The sequence below is a fragment of the Phascolarctobacterium sp. Marseille-Q4147 genome (genome assembly GCF_017968825.1).
In the GTDB taxonomy this organism is placed as follows: Bacteria; Bacillota; Negativicutes; order Acidaminococcales; family Acidaminococcaceae; genus Phascolarctobacterium_A.
Genome location: NZ_CP072874.1, coordinates 1,229,045 through 1,247,155 on the forward strand (window position 1 = coordinate 1,229,045; position 18,111 = coordinate 1,247,155).

Sequence of the window (18,111 nt, forward strand, 5' to 3'; positions counted from 1 at the left end):
TTTTATAGCATAGAAAAATGCGATATGACACGTTTAACCCGCTGCTGAAGGAGATATGCTATGAGGCAGATTGCGCCTGCAGTCTACAAGCTGCGCAAAACAATTAAAAATTTGCTGCGGCCTGAGGCTCATTACCTGCTGGCGGTGAGCGGCGGTGCCGATTCTCTGGCTTTGGCGCATGCCTGTGCTGCTTTGGCAGCGCAGGGCTGGGGCAGCTACAGCGTCTGTCACGTTGAGCACGGACTTCGTGGTGAAGAAGCTCTGCGCGACATGCAGGCTGTGCAGTGTGCCTGCAAGGCTTGGGGACTGCCCTGCTTTACAGAGCATGTGCAGGCTGCATCCTATGCGGCGCAGAACCGGCTTTCTACCGAAGATGCTGCGCGCCGCCTGCGTTATGCGGCGCTGAGGCGCGTTGCGGCGCAGCAGGGCGCTGCGGCGATTGTTACGGCGCATCACGAGGGCGATCAGGCGGAAACGCTGCTCTTAAGGCTGCTGCGCGGCGCAGGGCTGCAGGGACTTGCCGGAATGCGGGCGCAGCAGGGCGATATCATCAGACCATTGCTGACGCTGCCGAAAAGCCTGCTGGAGGAATATTGCAGCGCCGAGGGAATTGCAGTCTGCTACGACAGCACCAACGCTGATACGGCGTATACGCGCAATCGTGTACGTCTGGAGCTTGTGCCGTATCTGGAGCGTAGCTTCAACCATAATGTGGTGCCGACGTTGGCGCGTACTGCCGCCTTGCTGGCGCAGGATGCGGAATGTCTGGAGCAAATGGCTGATGCTGCTTACAGGCAGCTGGTGCGCAGGCAGGAGGATGCTGTCAGTTTGCCGGTGACGCAGCTTACGGCGCTGCACAGTGCCGTAAGGCTGAGAGTATTGCGACGCGCGTATTTCGAGCTGGGCGGTGATGAGCTGTCCTTCGAACGTAGTCAGGCTATTGATTCCTTGCTGATTAGGCGCAGCGGCGGCAAGTTTATCCAGTTGCCGCAGGGAATAAACGTAGTCTACAAAAATAAACAGCTTATTTTTGTTAAAATAATATAAAGTATAAGGAGAATGAAGAATGCATGACGATATTAAGACAGTTTTGCTGACTAAAGAAGAAATTGATGCCCGCGTACAGGAAATGGGCAAGCAGATTGCTGCCGATTATGCAGGCAAGGAGCTTGTTGTCATTGTGCTGCTGAAGGGTGCTGCCTGGTTCGCTACTGACCTGACCCGCGCTATTGATATGCCGCTGCGCGTAGACTTCATGGTTGCTTCTTCCTATGGCAACGGAACCAGCACCAGCGGCAGCGTTAAGGTTAAGCTTGATGTCAGCGAGGACATCAAGGGTAAGGACGTGCTGGTAATCGATGATATCATTGACAGCGGCGTTACTTTTGCTTCTATCACCGATATGCTGCGTCACTACAAGCCCGCAACTCTGAAAACCGCTGCTCTGTGCGACAAGGCCGAGCGTCGTGTAAACGGTCTGGAAGCTGATTATGTAGGCTTTAAAATTCCTGACGAATTCGTTGTAGGCTACGGTTTGGATTATGCAGGTGATTACCGTAATCTGCCGTTTATCGGTATCCTGAAGCCTGCTGTATACGCACGCAAATAAAAGCCTGTAAATTGCATAAAACAGTTGCTAGTTTTTCCTATCTATAATATAATAAAATATTATGAGCTAAGTGGAAGGAGGCTACGTGCTTGAATAAATTTTTTAAGAACGTACTTTTTTATCTGCTGATTATCATGGTAATTATCTGGATGTTTGACCTTTACGGTGAAAAGAATTCTAAGCCTGCCGATATAAGCTATACCAGCTTTATGCAGCATGTACAGCAGGACGAAATCAAACAGGTAACTATTGTTGATAACGTTATCAGCGGTAAATTAAAGGATGGCAAGGAATTTTCTACCGTTGCGCCTAATGACAGCAAGCTGGTAGAAAAGCTGGAAGCAAAGAAAGTAGACATTAAGGCAGAGCTGCCGCCGCAACCGCCTTGGTGGATGAGCATTCTCAGCTCTATTTTGCCGATGCTGATTATCGTAGGCCTGTGGTTCATGCTGATGAATCAGGGCGGTGCCGGTGGCGGCAAGGTGATGAACTTTGGCAAGAGCCGTGCGCGTCGCTACGATGAGGAAAAACTGAAGATAACCTTTAAGGATGTTGCCGGTGCTGAAGAAGCCAAGCAGGAGCTGGAAGAGGTTGTTGAATTTCTGAAGCATCCGCAGAAGTATAATGACTTGGGAGCTAAGATTCCTAAAGGTGTTTTGCTCTATGGCCCTCCGGGTACAGGCAAAACCTTGTTGGCGAAGGCAGTTGCCGGTGAAGCAGGAGTTCCGTTCTTCAGTATTTCCGGTTCTGACTTTGTAGAAATGTTTGTCGGTGTCGGCGCTTCGCGTGTACGCGACCTGTTCGACCAGGCAAAGAAAAGTGCACCCTGCATCGTATTTATCGATGAGATTGATGCCGTAGGCCGTCAGCGCGGCGCAGGTCTTGGCGGTGGCCATGACGAGCGTGAGCAGACTCTGAACCAATTATTGGTTGAGATGGACGGTTTCAGCGCTAACGAAGGCATCATTATGATTGCCGCAACCAACCGTCCGGATATTCTGGACCCGGCGCTGCTGCGTCCCGGCCGTTTCGACCGCCAGATTGTAGTAGACCGTCCTGATATCAAGGGACGTACCGAAATCCTGAAGGTACATGTCAAGGGTAAGCCGATAGGACAGGATGTAAATCTGGACGTAATCGCTCAGCGTACCCCCGGCTTTACCGGTGCTGATTTATCCAACCTGGTTAATGAAGCAGCGCTGCTGACTGCACGTAAGGACAAGAAGGCTATTAATATGCCGGAAATGGAAGAAGCTGCCGAGCGTGTTATCATGGGACCGGAGCGCAAGAGCCGTGTCATCAGCGATAAGGAAAAACGCCTGACTGCTTACCATGAAGGCGGTCATACTATCGTTGGTATGCTGCTTGAGCATACTGACCCTGTACATAAGGTTACCATCATTCCGCGTGGCCGTGCCGGTGGTTATACCCTGAGCCTGCCTAAGGAAGATAAGTATTATGCAACCCGCAGCGAAATGCTCGATGAGCTGAAGGTGCTGCTGGGCGGCCGTGTTGCCGAAGCTCTGGTGCTGAAGGAAATCTCCAGCGGTGCCAGCAATGACCTGCAGCGTGCAACTCAACTGGCACGCCAGATGATTTGCGAATACGGCATGAGCGAAAACATCGGACCTGTAACCTTTGGTCATCGTCAGGATCAGGTATTCCTGGGCCGTGACATTGCCCGCGACAAGGATTACAGTGAAGAAGTGGCAGCTGAAATTGATAAAGAGGTACGCTCCTTTATGGAAGATGCCTATGCTGCTACCGAAAAGCTGCTGTCCGACAATATTGACAAGCTGCATGTGATTGCTAAAGCTCTGATGGAGAAAGAAACTCTGGAAGAGGAAGAAATCAACCAGCTGGTAAAATACGGTCATATCCTTACCGCAGAAGAAAAGCTGCAATTAGTACAGCAATCTGTTGTGGATGAGGAAACAGCTGCTACTCCCGTTGCCGAAGCTGATGCAAAGGCTGAAGCGCCTGCTGCCGAAGCAGATGCACCGAAAGCTGTTGCAAATGCAGACGAAGAAACACCCAAAGAATAACAGCAAAAAATTAACGCTCGCGTTCGAAAAAACGTGGGCGTTTTTTTGCTGTTCGCATATATAATTTTCTCTCCGCATGTTCCACACACTCTAAGCCGCGCCCGACAGGAACGAACACACGCCATTTCCAAACCATAATACAACCCATATACTCCGCATGTTCCACACACTCAAAGCCGCGCCCGACAGGAACGGATGCTGGCTACAGTCGAGCGTCTTTGTTCGCACAGTCTGCGCTGCATTGGGAACATCTCCTTCGTTTGACGCTCAACCGACATTGCTTTCTTCTATAGCATACTAACGTAACTTCGGTTCGCGGCAAACGTATGGCGAAAAGCACCGGAATCCTGCGCGCGGCCAAAGGAACTTTTGGTTACTTTTCCTTCCATGGAAAAGTAACATAACCAGCGTATCGCTTATATTATTCTAACGGATGCACGCCATTTCCAAACCATAATACAACCCATATACTCCGCACGTTCCACACACTCCACGCCGCGCCGGACAGGAACGGATGCTGGCTGCAGTCGAGCATCTTTGTTCGCACAGCCTGCGCTGTTTCGGGAACATTTCCTTCGTTTGACGCTCAACCGACATTGCTTTCTTTTATAGCACACTAACGTAACTTCGGTTCGCGGCAAACGTATGGCGAAAAGCACCGGAATCCTGCGCGCGGCCAAAGGAACTTTTGGTTACTTTTCCTTCCGTGGAAAAGTAACATAACTAGCGTATTGCTTATATCATCCTAACGGATGCACGACATTCCCAAAATACCAATACAACCCATACACTCCGCATGTTCCACACACTTCAAGCCGCGCCGGACAGGAACGGATGCTGGCTGCAGTCGAGCGTCTTTGTTCGCACAGCCTGCGCTGCTTTGGGAACATCTCCTTCGTTTGACGCTCAACCGACATCGCGTTCTTCTATAGCACACCAACGTAACTTCGGTTCGCGGCAAACGCATGGCGAAAAGCACCGGAATCCTGCGCACGGCCAAAGGAACTTTTGGTTACTTTTCCTTCCGTGGAAAAGTAACATAACTATATATGCTTGCGAAAAAACTCCAAAAACCTCTCCGCCGCAGGCGATAATTTATGCTCCTTACTCCAATACAACGTCTGATCAAAATGCAGCTTCTCATCAACAAGCTGCCGCCGCACCATCTCCTGCGGCACAGCATCACTCTCCAACGCCGCAACAACTGCAACCCCCAGTCCGCTTGTCGCAAAGGTAAGCGCACTCTCCGCTGTAGTAGCAATAAAGGCAACATTCGGCTTAACAGCATAACCCTTAAACACATTGCGCAAAAGCGCATAGCTGCCATAATTACAGCACAAAGGCACACCTGCCAAATCCTCCGGCGAAAGCATGCTTTTACCTGCCCACGGAACCGCAAATCCGGCATTATAGAAAGCATAAAAATTTTCCCGCTGCACCTTGATAGTAGCAAAATTGTGCGCCGCAGGCAATGGTGCATTAGCAAAGGCAAAATCAATACTGCCTGCCTCCAGCTGCTGCTGCTGCTGCTCTACCGTAGCATCGTGAAACTGATAGCTGATTCCCGGATTCTCCTTGGCAAAGGGAATAAGATAGCTGCGCAGGAAATAGTCGGTACGCACATGTGACACGCTGAAGCGCAGCGTACCTGCGGCACGCCTGCCGAAGGCTTGCATACGCAGGCTGATATCATCTTCTGTATTGCATAGCTGACGCGCCTGCTGCAAAAAGGTTTCGCCTGCCTCCGTCAGCTCAATGTGGCGCTTACCGCGCTGCATTTTGAAAAGCTGCACGCCATAATTCCTTTCGATAGCCTTCATCTGCGCGCTGAGCGCCGGCTGTACAATGCCCAGACGTTTCGCCGCGGCGCTGAGATTACCTGTTTCGGCAACAGTGATAAAGTTTCTGTAAAAAGCAAAATCCATAGCAGTATCTCCTTGAAATATCAAAAAATATGATTATAATAATCAAAATAAAGTCTTTTACTTAATTATAGAACGGGAGTAGAATTAAGTAAATGCAAAAATAGAAGGCAAACTTCTATTTAACTCGGAGAGGAAGCTGTTATTATGAAAAAACACCGTTCGTTGAATGTTTTGTCAGGACCGTTACTTTTTCTGCTTGTCCTGCTTATACTGGCACCTGTAATTGAATTTAAGCAGGCGGCCGCCATTGCTACGATTTTCTGGATGGGCCTGTGGTGGGTGCTGCGTCCGGTAAATATCGCCGTAACCTCGCTGTTGCCGATTCCCTTGAACGCCATCTTCGGCATGGTGCCGATGGACGGTATTATCAGCAAATACTTTTCGGAAATAGTTGTGCTGCTTGTCGGCAGTGACCTTATCAGCCTGGTGTGGGAAAAAACACATCTTGATAAGCGTCTGGCGATAAAAAGCCTTTGCGGCCTGGGTACATCAATGCGCGAGCAGATATGCGTCTGGCTGGTTGCTTCAACGTTGCTGTCTATCTTTTTGCCCAACGTTGTTGTGGTTATGATTCTTTTGCCGGTGGCTGTAAGCATGCTGCGCTTTTTAGGGCAGCAGCAGATTACCAATAATCCCGTAGCAACGCCGATTCTGTTGGCCATCGTCTGGGGCGCGGGCTTCGGCGGTTTCGGCTCTCCCTTGGGCAGCAGTTCCAACCTGGTAGCAATCAGCTATCTGGAAAAGCTCACGGGACACGAATTCATGTATGTTGACTGGGTTATCCGTTTTCTGCCGCTGCTTTTCATCATCATGTTGCTCATTCTGGCTTATCTGCTGCATTTGCCTTTGCCTGTTAAACGTCTTGACGGCGGCAAGGAATACTTCCGTGCTGCTTATGCTAAACTCGGGCCGATGAGCCGTGGTGAAAAATTAGGCCTGTGGCTTTTTATTCTCGCAACAGGACTGGCCTTCGTCCGTCCGCTTTACGTGCAGTATCTGCCGCTGATGAAGCCTGCGTATGTTTTCTTTACCTTCGGTATGCTCACCTTTATGCTGCGCAACGAAACAGGCCAGCTGCTTCTTACATGGCGTGAGGCTGAAAAGGGCATCATGTGGGGTATGATTTTCCTTTTTTCCGGCGGTCTGGCATTAGGCCAGCTGATTACGAAAACCGGTGCGGCAACACAGATTGCCAAGGTAATTACACTGCTGCCGTTAAGCGGCGGTTGGGAAACGATGTTCAGCCTGACGCTGTTTGCCACATTCCTGACGGAAATCAGCAGTAATACCGCGGCGGCTTCTATCTCAATTCCGGTAGTACAAAGCATTTCGCAACAGTTGGGGTTGAACCCCATTCCTTATATCCTGACCTCGATTGTTGCCGTTAACTGTGCCTTTATTCTGCCGGTAAGCACACGTGCCGTTGGTGTAACCTACGGTCTAAACCCTGATGATTTGCTGAAAAACGGCCTTAAGCTTTCGATAATCTGCATGCTGCTCGTCAGTGCGCTTGGCTGTATCTGCATGCATTTCTGGAGTCTTTTCAACCATCTTTAAAGAAGCCTTCTTTGTTTACTCCCTTGTCATTGCTGGGATGGCGGGGGAGTATTTTTTGTAGAGAATTGCGAAGAAGTATGCTTGAAAATGATGCAAAACAGCGGAAAAAAGAGGAAAATAGATTTTTTTTGTAAAATCGCTGATTTTAGTGCATTTTTTTCTATACAAACACGGTTTTTTGTAGTAAAATCATATCACAAGAATTAAGGCGGAACGGAAGGTTCCACACATATGCTCAAGAAAGGTTGTGTTATTAAGGTAATGAACGAGCAATCCATGAATAGAAGTTTAAAGAACAGACACTTACAGATGATTTCTTTAGGTGGCATCATCGGCAGCTGTTATTTTTTAGGTGCCGGATATGCGATTGAGCAGGCCGGACCTGCTATTATCCTTTCTTATCTTTTTGGCGGTGCAATCGTCTTATGCGTTATGCTGTGCCTGGCGGAACTGGCTGTAGCTAAGCCTATTTCCGGTTCCTTTGTTACCTACGCACGTGAGAATATATCCTCAACCTGGGCTTGTGGCGTTGGCTGGGCCTATTGGCTGAATTGGATGGCTTACGTGCCGTCTGAAATGATTGCTGCGGGTATCATTATGAACAATTTTGTACCTGCCGTCAGTCAACTGTGGTGGGCAATTCTTTTTGGCCTGCTGGTGACTGTAATTAACCTTTTTCATGTCGATAATTTCGGTGAAAGCGAATTTTGGCTTTCCATTATCAAAATTGCTGCCCTTGTGGGCTTCTGCGGCGTTGCCGGTTTAATAGTTTGCGGTCTTGTCGGTGACCAAGGCTATTTAGGCGCTAAGGTGCTGCTGAGCCAGGGCGGTTTTGCTCCCCAGGGATATTGGCCGATTGTGCTGACCATGGTTATTATTCTGGTTAACTTCCAGGGTACCGAAATCATCGGTCTGGCTGCGGGCGAATGCAAGGATCCTGCTAAAAGCATTCCTATTGCTGTTCGCAATGTTTCTTGGCGTGTCATTGCTTTATATATCATTCCTATTACATTATTGCTGTCCATTATGCCGTGGGATAAGGCCAGCCTGAAGGAGAGCGTGTTTGCCGCTGCTTTGGCGGAATACGGCTTTGACGGCTTAGCTTCCGCGATTGCCTTTGTAGTGCTGGTTGCAGGTGTATCCTGCGCCAACTCCGGCCTGTACGGCGGTGCTCGTGCGCTGCATGCACTGGCTCGCATGGATATGGCACCGGCGTTTTTGGGCAAGCTCAATAAAAACGGTATGCCGCAGAATTCCATTATTGTTTCTGTGTGCGCCTGCTGGGCAGTTATCGTTTTCTACACCTTTAATCCCGATTCTACACTGTATACTTATTTGCTGGCAGTATCCGGCTTTACCGGAGCGATGGCTTGGATTTCCATTTGCTGGAGCCAATATAATTTCCGCCGCCGTCTGATTGCCGAAGGCAAGGAAGATACTCTGAAATATAAAACACCGTTCTTCCCGTATGTTACGCATTTCGGTATCTGGTCGCAGGTTTTCTGCCTGGCAGTAATTGCTTTGACACCGGATTTGCGTCAGACGCTGTATGCAGGTGTACCGATGTTGGTGGTGCCGATGCTTTGCTATCGTTGGCGCAAGCATCACAAGAGCTTGGTTCAGACCAAAACTCAGGTTGCTATGGCTCATAAATCTTAAAAGTATATGGAGGTTGCCGCAGATGCGGCAGCCTCTTTTTGTATACAAAAACCCCGCCATTGTGGCGGGGTTAAAAAGAGCTTAAGCGGTGAGCAAAGAAAAGAAGCTCCTAATGTGATAATATACTAATGACCTGCCAGTCAAAGTAAAAAACACATTAGGAGGACATTAAAATGCCGAAAAAGCAAGATAATATCGTAAATAGTTTAGCACATACCAAGTGGAATTGTAAGTACCATATAGTATTTGCGTCAAAATATCGTAGAAAAATTTTTTATGAAGAAAAAAGATTGGCGATAAGGGATATATTAAGAACAATATGCGGATGGAAAGGAGTAGAGATAATAGAGGGAGAAGTATGTCCAGATCATGTACATCTGTTGTTAAGTATCCCGCCCAAAATGAGCGTTTCGTATTTCGTAGGATACTTAAAAGGAAAAAGTAGTCTGATGATGTTCCAACGGTTTGGAAATATGAAATTCGCATATCGAAATCGCGAATTTTGGTGTAAGGGATACTATGTAGATACAGTAGGTAAAAATACTACTGCAATAAAAGAATACATAGCAAATCAATTGGAGCGAGATAAAGAAATGGACCAGTTAGTGTTATTTGATCCTAAAGACCCATTTATGGGTAGCAAGTAATAATTGCATGGCTGGCAGGCCAATAAAAGACACATTTATGTGTGGCTGCTGAAGATAGGGCTATGCCCGAAAAATAAAAGCCACCCGCTAGGCGGGTGGATCTTTACTATGTAATGCACGAAAATATAAGAATATAGCAGAGCCTTTTGAGTATAATGCCGGAAGGTGTTATAATAGTTGTTAAAAGGAGAATGGTTATGCAATTAGTAGTAGATAAAATCGCCAAAGCATTTGGCATTCATGAAATATTTAAAGATGTAAGCTTTATGGTGGAGCAAGGCGAGCATATTGGCCTTGTCGGTGTCAACGGTAGCGGCAAGACGACGCTGCTGCGCTGTCTGCTGCAGCCTGAATGGGTTGACAGCGGTGCGGTAAAATTCGAGCCTGGTATCAGTGTGGGCTATGTACAGCAGGGCTTTACCGATATCAGAGGTACTATTTGGCAGTTTATGCAGACAGCCTGTCCGGAAATTAGCAGCCTGCGCCAAAAGCTGGCACAGCTGGAGGCTGATTCCGGCAAGCTGCAGGGAGAAAAGCTCGACAGCTGCCTGGAGGAATACGGACGCGTACTTAAGCGCTACGAATTTATTGACGGCTATAATTACGAAAACCGCATTAAGCGTGTGCTTATCGGCCTTGGCTATACCGAGGACTGGTGGCAGCATGATGCGGCAACGCTGAGCGGCGGTCAAAAAACACGCCTGATGCTGGCGGCGGCACTGGTGCGTAATCCCGACTTTATGATTCTGGATGAACCGACAAACCATCTGGATATTGTTATGACGCAGTGGCTGGAAAAGTATCTGCAGGAATTTAAGGGCGGTCTGCTCGTTGTCAGCCATGACCGTGCCTTCCTCGATAATGTGGCTATGCGCATTCTGGAGATGGAGGGCGGCAAGCTGCAATCCTTTAAGGGCAATTACAGCCGTTACTTGGAGCAGAAGGCGATTCAGAGCAGCACGCTGACTGCTGCCTATAATGCGCAGCAGGATTATATTGCACGCACGGAGGCTTATATCCGTCGCTTTAAGGCAGGCATCAAGAGTAAAATGGCGCGTGGCCGTCAGTCACAGCTCGACCGTCTGGAGCGTATTGATGCACCGGTGCAGCATGAGGAGTTTGAGCTGCGTTTGCCGCCGGCTGCTGAATGTGCTGACAGAGTGCTGATTATGGAGGACCTGACCATCGGTTACGGTGAGAAGGTGCTGGCCAAGGGCATTAACCTGACACTGCGCCGTGGGGAAAAGGCAGCGCTTTTGGGTGCCAACGGTACCGGCAAGACAACGCTTTTGCGTACTATTCTTGGTGAAATCGCACCGCTGAAGGGCAAGGCCAAGATTGGCAGCAGAGTGCAGATCGGTTATTTTTCGCAGAGCTATGAGCGCTTAAACCCGGAGCAGACGCTGTTGGAAAACTTTGTTGTTGAATACGGATTTACGGAAGAGCATACACGTTCCATGCTTGGTGGCATGCTGTTCCACGGTGATGATGTGTTCAAAAAAATCGGCGAGCTGAGCGGCGGTCAGAAGGCACGCCTGGTGTTGCTGAAGCTGGTGCTGGACGGCGCCAACTGTCTGGTGCTTGACGAACCGACAAACCATCTGGATATTATGGCGCGTGAAGCGGTAGAGGCAGCACTGGAGGCTTTTGACGGTACAGTGCTGGTAGTAAGCCATGACCGTTACTTTGTCAACGAGGTTGCGGACCGCATCTGGGAGATTGAGGATTTAGAGGTCAAGGACTACAAAGGCAACTACGATTTTTACCTCGAAGAAAAGCAGAAAAAGGCTGTTGCTTTGGCGCAGGCACAGGAGGAAGCGGAAAAGGCTGCAGCCTATGCGGAGGCACAGACTAAAAAGCAGCAACAGCAGGCTGCTGCTGCGCCGACGAAAGCGAAAAAGCAGGAGGATAAAAAGCGCCGTTACAGTCCGGACGAGGCTGCAAGGCTACTTCCTAAGGTAGAGCTGCAGATTCGTGAGCAGGAGGCCATGATGGGCCTTTTGGAAAAGCAGATGGCGGACCCGGCAAATCACACCAGTCCAGAGCATAGCGCAGCGATGGCAGCAGAGCATGAGGAATACGAGCAAACCATTGCCGAGCTGATGGAGAAATGGGAGCTGCTGATGGAAGCGGCGGAGGATGCCTGATGGACGATAAAAAGTATATGCAGCTGGCACTGGCTGAGGCACGCAAGGCCGCAGAGCTTGGTGAAATTCCTATCGGCGCGGTACTGGCGGATATGACAACAGGTGAGGTTATCGCCGCCGCGCACAATATGCGTGAAACGTGGCATGACGCAACGGCGCACGCTGAGGTCATCGTCATCCGTGAGGCCTGCGAGCGTCTGGGGCGTTGGCGTTTGAGCGGCTGTGCGCTTTACGTTACCGTTGAGCCCTGCCCGATGTGCAGCGGTGCCATTGTCAACGGCCGTGTCGACCGCGTTGTTTACGGCTGTCCTGATGTGAAGGCCGGCGGTGCGGAATCAATTTTCAATATTATTACGAATCCTAATCTCAATCACTGCGCTGAAGTTATCAGCGGCATCTGTGAGGAGGAATGCGCGCAGGTGATGCGCGACTTTTTCCGCCGTCGCCGTCAGGAAAACAAGGCGAAGCGCAAGAGTGAAGCCGGAGCGCCACAGGAATAATTTCAGTATGCGGTTGCCAAGACAGGATTTTTCTTATATAATATTAATGTTAACCTGATGCGAATATTTCGCGCCAACAGAATAATGGAGACGTAGCGAAGTGGTCATAACGCGGCTGACTCGAAATCAGTTTGCCGTTTGCGCGGCACGTGGGTTCGAATCCCACCGTCTCCGCCAACGAAATTCAATCCCGCAGCTTATTTGGCTGCGGGATTTTTAGTGTGTAACATATTTATCATTTTGGTAGGTTTTATCGCCTGATAGTTAATTTATTCTGCTTTTTGTTTGCCAAAGATGTCGCTAACTGTTAAAATGTCATACGAATGCTTTTGATTTTGGGGGATTATTATGACATCGGAAAAAATAATTGATATCTTAAAAAATGGAAAAATCCATCTGTCGTGTGAGCTGTTTCCGCCTAAGCAGGGCGCAGAGCTGCAAAACAGTCTGGAGATTGTCAACCAGATTGCGGCCAGCAAGCCGTCCTATATGAGCGTTACCTATGGCGCAGGCGGCAGCACGGTAGGCTATTCGGCAGCACTGGCCAAAAAGGTACAGGATAACGGTATACCGGCTCTGGCACATCTTACCTGCGTAAAGGCTGACGAAGCAAAGCTGGCAGAGGTACTTGGACAGCTGCATGGCTTCGGCGTAAAAAATATTCTGGCACTGCGCGGCGATATACCGGCAGATATGCAGGGTGAGGAAATCGGCAGCTTTGCCCATGCCAGTGAGCTGATGCGTTTTGTGAAGCAGCAAGGCGATTTCTGCGTCGGCGGTGCTGCTTATCCCGAAGGCCATCCTGAATCCGGTTCCTTGGAACAGGATATAGAAAACACCAAGTATAAGGTAGATGCCGGCGTGGACTTTTTAGTGACGCAGATGTTTTTTGATAATACGATTTTATATAACTATATGTTCCGCCTGCTGCGTGCGGGCATCAATGTGCCGGTAGTGCCGGGTATTATGCCGGTGACGAATGCCAAGCAGATTATCCGTATCTGCCAGCTGAGCGGCACTAAGCTGCCGCCGCAGTTCCGTGCGATGGTAGAAAAATTTGCCGATAAGCCGGAGGCACTGAAGCAGGCAGGTATCGCCTATGCTACCGGTCAGATTATTGATCTGATTGCCAATGGTTTTGACAATGTACACATCTATACGATGAACAAGCCGGAAATTTTTGCCGGTATTATGGATAATCTCGGAGAGATTGTAGATAAATAGTCCTGCGCTATGGCGCAAAAGTCAGGTTGTTGTTATGGAATTTAAGCAAAAGGAAGCGCTGCGCTATCTGCGGGCCAAGCCGGGAGATAAGGCAGCAGAAATTTTAGTGGATACGGTTTATCTGAAGCTGCGCAATGAGGTACAGGCACGTTATATCCTGCAAAAGCATGCGATAACGGCAGATGAGGCAGGCGTAACGCTGGATTGCGGCGTGCGCTTTCATTCGCGTGCGTTGGCGCGGCATTTAAAGGGTTGCGACACGGTGCTGCTTATGGGTGCAACACTCGGCAGCAGGGTGGACGCAGCCATCCGCCGCCTTGCGCTCATCAGCGTTGCTGAAGGTGCGGCGGCTCAGGCTGTGGCAGCGGCGCTGATTGAAAGCTATTGCGATGAAGTGCAGGCGCAGGCTGAAACCGGCGGTCTGCTGCAGCGTCCGCGCTTTTCGCCTGGTTACGGAGATTGGCCGCTGGAGGAGCAGCGTCAGCTGTTCGCAGTGCTGAACTGTGCCAAGCGCATCGGCTTGACGCTGACGGACGGACTGATGATGGCTCCGTCCAAGTCGGTGACGGCAATCATCGGCTTATCGGAAGATGCTGACTGCGTGCAGAATAAATGTATGACCTGCAGTAATATAAACTGTCCTTACAGAGATACTGATATTAAGAAAGTTTGAGGAGAAGATTTAATTTATGAATTTTAAGGAATTGTTAGGCAAGCAAATGCTGTTCTTTGATGGTGCCACCGGCACACAGCTGCAGGCACGCGGTCTGCAGCCGGGTGAGCTGCCCGAAAGCTGGAATTTTACACACCCCGATATTGTAGAGGCTGTGCATCGCAGTTATCTTGATGTAGGCTCCAATATCGTAAAATCCAATACATTCGGTGCTAATCCGTTGAAGCTGGCAGGCTCCGGCCTGGACTGCAAGGAAACCATCGAAGCGGCTGTGGCGATTGCCAAGAAGGCCTGCGGTGGCAGGGAAAATAAATTTGTTGCGCTGAATTTGGGACCGACAGGCAAGCTGTTGGCTCCTTATGGCGATTTGCCTTTTGAAAAGGCAGTAGAAGCCTACGGCGAAATGGTACGTTACGGCGCTGCTGCCGGTGCGGATTTGATTCTTATCGAAACGATGAGCGACACCTATGAAATTAAAGCTGCGGTTCTGGCGTCTAAGGAAAACTGTGATTTGCCGATTTGCGTGACCATGACCTTTGACGAGGGTGGCAAGCTGTTGACCGGTGCTACGGTTGAGGCTGCCGCTCTGATGTGCGAAGGTCTGGACGTAGATGCCATCGGCTTTAACTGCGGTCTGGGACCGGTGCAGGTGGGTAATTTATTTCCGCAGATGCTGGCAGCAACCAGCTTGCCGCTGATCATCAATCCGAATGCCGGTCTGCCGGTACAGCGTGACGGTAAAACCTGCTTTGATGTTGGCCCCGAGGAATATGCGGAGCTGATGTACGAGCTTGCAGGCATGGGAGCAAGCATCGTCGGCGGCTGCTGCGGTACAACGCCGGAGCATATTGCGCAGATGATTGCCAAATGCAAAACTCTGCAGCCCGGAGGTACGCGTGATTGCCGTCTGACGGCGGTATCCTCCTACGGCAAGGCAGTGCATCTTGGCGAAGGTCCTATAATTATCGGCGAACGCATCAATCCTACAGGCAAAAAGCGTTTGAAGGAAGCATTGGTCAACAGTGACCTTGATTATGTGTGCCGTCTTGGTCTGGAGCAGATTGGCGTAGGCGCACAGATTTTGGACGTTAACGTAGGTACGCCGGGCATTGACGAAGCGGCAATGGCTGCGAAGGCTGTGCCGGCGCTGCAGGCAATTACCGATACGCCGCTGCAGATTGATACATCTAATTACGAAGCAATGGAAAGAGCGCTGCGCCTCTATAACGGCAAGCCGATGCTCAATTCCGTCAACGGCAAGGAGGACAGCCTGCAGCATGTGCTGCCGCTGGCAAAAAAATACGGTGCTGTGCTGGTTGCACTGTGCCTTGATGACAACGGTATTCCCTCTACTGCCGTCGGTCGTATTGCCGTGGCTGAAAAAATTATCGCCCGTGCCGCAGAATACGGTATTGAAAGCCGCAATATAGTTGTAGACCCGCTGGCACTGACTATTTCCACCGGTGCTGATAACGCGGCGATTGCCTGTGAGGTTATCCGCACAATGAAGGCGCGTGGCATTAACACTGTTATGGGTGTTTCCAATATTTCCTTCGGTCTGCCAGGACGTGATGCTGTCAACAGCACCTTCTTCAGCATGGCGATGGCAGCAGGCCTTTCCTGCGGCATCATCAATCCGCAGAGCAAGCCGATGATGGATGCTTATTACGGTTATCGTGCACTGGCAGGCTATGACGAGGGCTGCAAGGAATACGTGCAGCATTATGCGGACGCTCCGAAGGCTGCGGCGACGACAGTAAGCGAAATGGGACTTTACGATGCCATTGTCAAAGGACTGCAGGGACCTGCGCGTCAGGCAGCAGCCAAGGCTCTGGAAAGCGAAAAGCCTTTGGATATCATTAACAAGTATATGATTCCGGCGCTTGATTTTGTCGGTCATGGCTTTGAAAAGAAAACTCTCTTCCTGCCGCAGCTGCTGATGAGCGCGGATGCGGCGAAGGCAGCCTTTGAGGTTATCCGTGAGGCTGTCGGCGTGGGCGAAACGCAGGGAGAAACAGTAATTATCGCTACTGTCCATGGCGATATCCACGATATCGGCAAAAACATTGTTAAGGTGCTGCTGGAAAACTACGGCTATCGCGTGCTTGACTTGGGCAAGGATGTGCCTGTGGAAGCAGTTGTAGAGGCAGCCAAGAAAACAGATGCCAAGGTTGTCGGCTTGTCTGCATTGATGACCACAACCGTAGGCGCAATGGAAGAAACTATTGCTGCGTTGCATAATGAATGTGACTGTCAGGTTGTTGTCGGCGGTGCAGTGCTCACGCAGGAATACGCTGATACTATCGGTGCTGAGCATTATGCGCCGAACGCTGTCAGTGCGGTAAATTACGTCAACGAGATCTTAGGCAAATAAATTATATAGGTGATTTAAGGACTATCATGCTTAGCGTGGTAGTCCTTTTTTACGGAGTTTCGACTTTTGGGCCTTTAAGCAGGAAAAACCGCTCCCTCCCAAGAATTAAACAAATATCACCATGAACGGAGGGATGCTGCATGAACATTTACGTTTGGCGACACAACAAAACATATCATAGCCACAGTATGATCGACGAGCCCTGCGTCAACAGCGAATTTTATCTTGATGCGATTGCTGTTGTGCTGGCGCATGATTTGGAAGAAGCGCTGACCAAGCTGGCGGAGGAAAATAAAGGCTGGCGCACGGAGGATCTTAGGCAGCTGCCGTGCAGCGTATATCCTGCGGATAAGGCAGCAGTAATCTTTTCCGAGCTGCGCGGGATTATTCCGCATCTCTAAAAACAAAAAAAGCCCGAATTCCCACATGATATGTACGTGAGAATTTGGGCTTTTGCTTTATCTGCTTACCAGATGCTTTTTAAAATCGGCAGTAAAAGCGGTGCTAATATTGAGGTGCTGATGCCGGTAAGGGCAATCGCTACACCGCCGATAGCCAACTGAACGGGGCTGACATTGGCGCAGACGCTGGTGCCGAGGCCGTGGCTGGAGGCGCCGATAGCGAGACCGGCAGCCAAATGGTTTTTGATTCCCATTAGACGCAGCAGCTTATGATTAAAGGTTGAACCCAGCATGCCGGTAAAGATAACAGCAGCCGTAGTCAATGCCGGAATGCCGCCGATGGTTTTGGAAACGTCAATGGCGATTGGCGTGGTAATGGATTTGGGGATGAGCGAAAGCAGAACCTGCTCGCTGGTACCCATTGCCTTGCCGCAGAAGTAAACCACTATGATAGCCGAAAGCGTTGCCAGTGTAACGCCGCCGACAATAGCACCGGCCTTAGCCATGATGATTTCACGGTTCTTGTACAAAGGCAGGGCCAGAGCGATAGTTGCCGGTCCTAAAAGAAAGTTAATGAATTCCGCACCTGCTTCGTACTGCTTGTACTCTACGCCTGGCGCCAGAACAATGACGGCGATGACCAGAGGGCAGGCGATAACGAAGGGCGGAATGATGTTCAGGCTGAAGCGGTCAATGATGATTTCGCTGATAGCATACAGGATAACTGTCAGACCGATACCGAAGAGCGGTGAATTAAGTAAAGCGTCAGGAAAAAGCATCATTGACTCTCCTTTCCTTTGAGCATTGCTTCGATAAAGAAGGCTGTGACAGCCAAAACAACAACGCTGCAGACGATAATGGTAACGGTAATGGGCAGCAGCTCAGCTTTGATAACATCTACATATAATATAACGCTGACGCCTGCCGGTAAAAACAGCATACCCATTTTGGAAATCAGGATATCGCAGATGCCCTCGATGGAGCTTGCCGGAATAACGTTGCCGCAGAGAAGTGCCGTTAAAATCAGCATTCCCAAAAGAGCGGGCGGAAAGGGGACGCCGAGGGCGTTGATGATGAGCGTGGATACCCATTGCAAAAGCAGTAAAAAGGCGATACCGCGCAATAAGCTGGTGGGTGACATTTTGTTTCCTCCTCATAAAAACATGACAAATAATATTATTATAGACCTGTTGGTGGAAGTACGCATAAAGGTCAAAACGGCTGGGGTGAGCCGATGGTCTTTGGGGTTAAGAGTACTTGGCCGACAGAACGACATGCTATTAATATTGCCACAAAGCTAAAAATATGTCAACAAAATGACGGTGATTTTTCACTGAATTAACACAGAAA

15 protein-coding genes and 1 tRNA gene are annotated in these 18,111 nt (G+C 49.7%); 13 read left to right on the forward strand and 3 right to left on the reverse strand.

Annotated features, from left to right (window positions below; translation table 11 throughout):
• Window positions 1–60 precede the first annotated feature (60 nt).
• From tilS to ftsH, 3 genes are all read left to right on the forward strand, one after another.
• Window positions 61–1,047, forward strand: a complete 987-nt coding sequence (gene tilS / locus KAH19_RS05835) for a tRNA lysidine(34) synthetase TilS (RefSeq protein WP_210683789.1) — start codon at window positions 61–63, stop codon at window positions 1,045–1,047.
• A 19-nt stretch (window positions 1,048–1,066) separates the two neighbouring features.
• Window positions 1,067–1,609, forward strand: a complete 543-nt coding sequence (gene hpt / locus KAH19_RS05840; protein ID WP_009146038.1) for a hypoxanthine phosphoribosyltransferase — start codon at window positions 1,067–1,069, stop codon at window positions 1,607–1,609.
• A gap of 89 nt (window positions 1,610–1,698) precedes the next feature.
• The gene (ftsH, locus tag KAH19_RS05845) at window positions 1,699–3,654 is read left to right on the forward strand and encodes an ATP-dependent zinc metalloprotease FtsH (protein ID WP_210683790.1); all 1,956 of its coding nucleotides are present in this window, start codon (window positions 1,699–1,701) and stop codon (window positions 3,652–3,654) included.
• Between the two features lie 1,043 nt (window positions 3,655–4,697).
• Here the strand turns inward: ftsH and KAH19_RS05850 are convergent.
• Window positions 4,698–5,579 carry a LysR family transcriptional regulator gene (locus KAH19_RS05850; protein WP_210683792.1) on the reverse strand — a complete coding sequence of 294 codons (882 nt, stop codon included), beginning with the start codon at window positions 5,577–5,579 and terminating at the stop codon, window positions 4,698–4,700.
• A 144-nt stretch (window positions 5,580–5,723) separates the two neighbouring features.
• Between KAH19_RS05850 and KAH19_RS05855 the strand changes: the two genes are divergently transcribed.
• The 10 genes from KAH19_RS05855 (at window position 5,724) to KAH19_RS05900 (ending at window position 16,761) form a co-directional block, all read left to right on the forward strand.
• Window positions 5,724–7,136 (forward strand): SLC13 family permease, encoded by a 1,413-nt coding sequence (locus KAH19_RS05855; protein ID WP_210683793.1) that lies wholly within the window; start codon window positions 5,724–5,726, stop codon window positions 7,134–7,136.
• 261 nt (window positions 7,137–7,397) lie between these two features.
• Window positions 7,398–8,795 (forward strand): amino acid permease, encoded by a 1,398-nt coding sequence (locus tag KAH19_RS05860; RefSeq protein ID WP_366914960.1) that lies wholly within the window; start codon window positions 7,398–7,400, stop codon window positions 8,793–8,795.
• Between the two features lie 173 nt (window positions 8,796–8,968).
• Window positions 8,969–9,442 carry an IS200/IS605 family transposase gene (gene tnpA / locus KAH19_RS05865; protein WP_210683796.1) on the forward strand — a complete coding sequence of 158 codons (474 nt, stop codon included), beginning with the start codon at window positions 8,969–8,971 and terminating at the stop codon, window positions 9,440–9,442.
• A 197-nt stretch (window positions 9,443–9,639) separates the two neighbouring features.
• Window positions 9,640–11,589: an ABC-F family ATP-binding cassette domain-containing protein gene (locus KAH19_RS05870; RefSeq protein WP_246869305.1), complete on the forward strand. Its 1,950-nt coding sequence runs from the start codon at window positions 9,640–9,642 to the stop codon at window positions 11,587–11,589.
• A complete protein-coding gene (tadA, locus tag KAH19_RS05875) occupies window positions 11,589–12,089 on the forward strand; it encodes a tRNA adenosine(34) deaminase TadA (protein ID WP_210683799.1) in 501 nt (166 codons plus the stop codon). Before KAH19_RS05870 ends, tadA begins: the two co-directional genes overlap by 1 nt.
• An 86-nt stretch (window positions 12,090–12,175) precedes the next feature.
• Window positions 12,176–12,266, forward strand: a tRNA-Ser gene (locus KAH19_RS05880).
• Between the two features lie 171 nt (window positions 12,267–12,437).
• Window positions 12,438–13,313, forward strand: coding sequence for a methylenetetrahydrofolate reductase (locus KAH19_RS05885; protein ID WP_210683800.1), 876 nt, complete (start codon window positions 12,438–12,440; stop codon window positions 13,311–13,313).
• A gap of 34 nt (window positions 13,314–13,347) precedes the next feature.
• On the forward strand, window positions 13,348–13,986 hold the full coding sequence (locus KAH19_RS05890) for a vitamin B12 dependent-methionine synthase activation domain-containing protein (RefSeq protein ID WP_210683802.1): 639 nt from the start codon (window positions 13,348–13,350) through the stop codon (window positions 13,984–13,986).
• Between the two features lie 16 nt (window positions 13,987–14,002).
• Window positions 14,003–16,360: a homocysteine S-methyltransferase family protein gene (locus KAH19_RS05895; RefSeq protein WP_210683804.1), complete on the forward strand. Its 2,358-nt coding sequence runs from the start codon at window positions 14,003–14,005 to the stop codon at window positions 16,358–16,360.
• Window positions 16,361–16,500: 140 nt separating this feature from the next.
• Entirely contained in the window at window positions 16,501–16,761 is a 261-nt protein-coding gene (locus KAH19_RS05900; RefSeq protein ID WP_021720293.1) for a hypothetical protein, read from the forward strand.
• Between the two features lie 65 nt (window positions 16,762–16,826).
• On the opposite strand, the gene KAH19_RS05905 is transcribed toward KAH19_RS05900, so the two are convergent.
• Complete coding sequence (locus tag KAH19_RS05905; RefSeq protein ID WP_210683805.1) at window positions 16,827–17,543, reverse strand: LrgB family protein; 717 nt, start codon at window positions 17,541–17,543, stop codon at window positions 16,827–16,829.
• Entirely contained in the window at window positions 17,540–17,902 is a 363-nt protein-coding gene (locus KAH19_RS05910; RefSeq protein WP_210683806.1) for a CidA/LrgA family protein, read from the reverse strand. The genes KAH19_RS05905 and KAH19_RS05910 overlap by 4 nt, the downstream gene beginning before the upstream one ends.
• Window positions 17,903–18,111 lie beyond the last annotated feature (209 nt).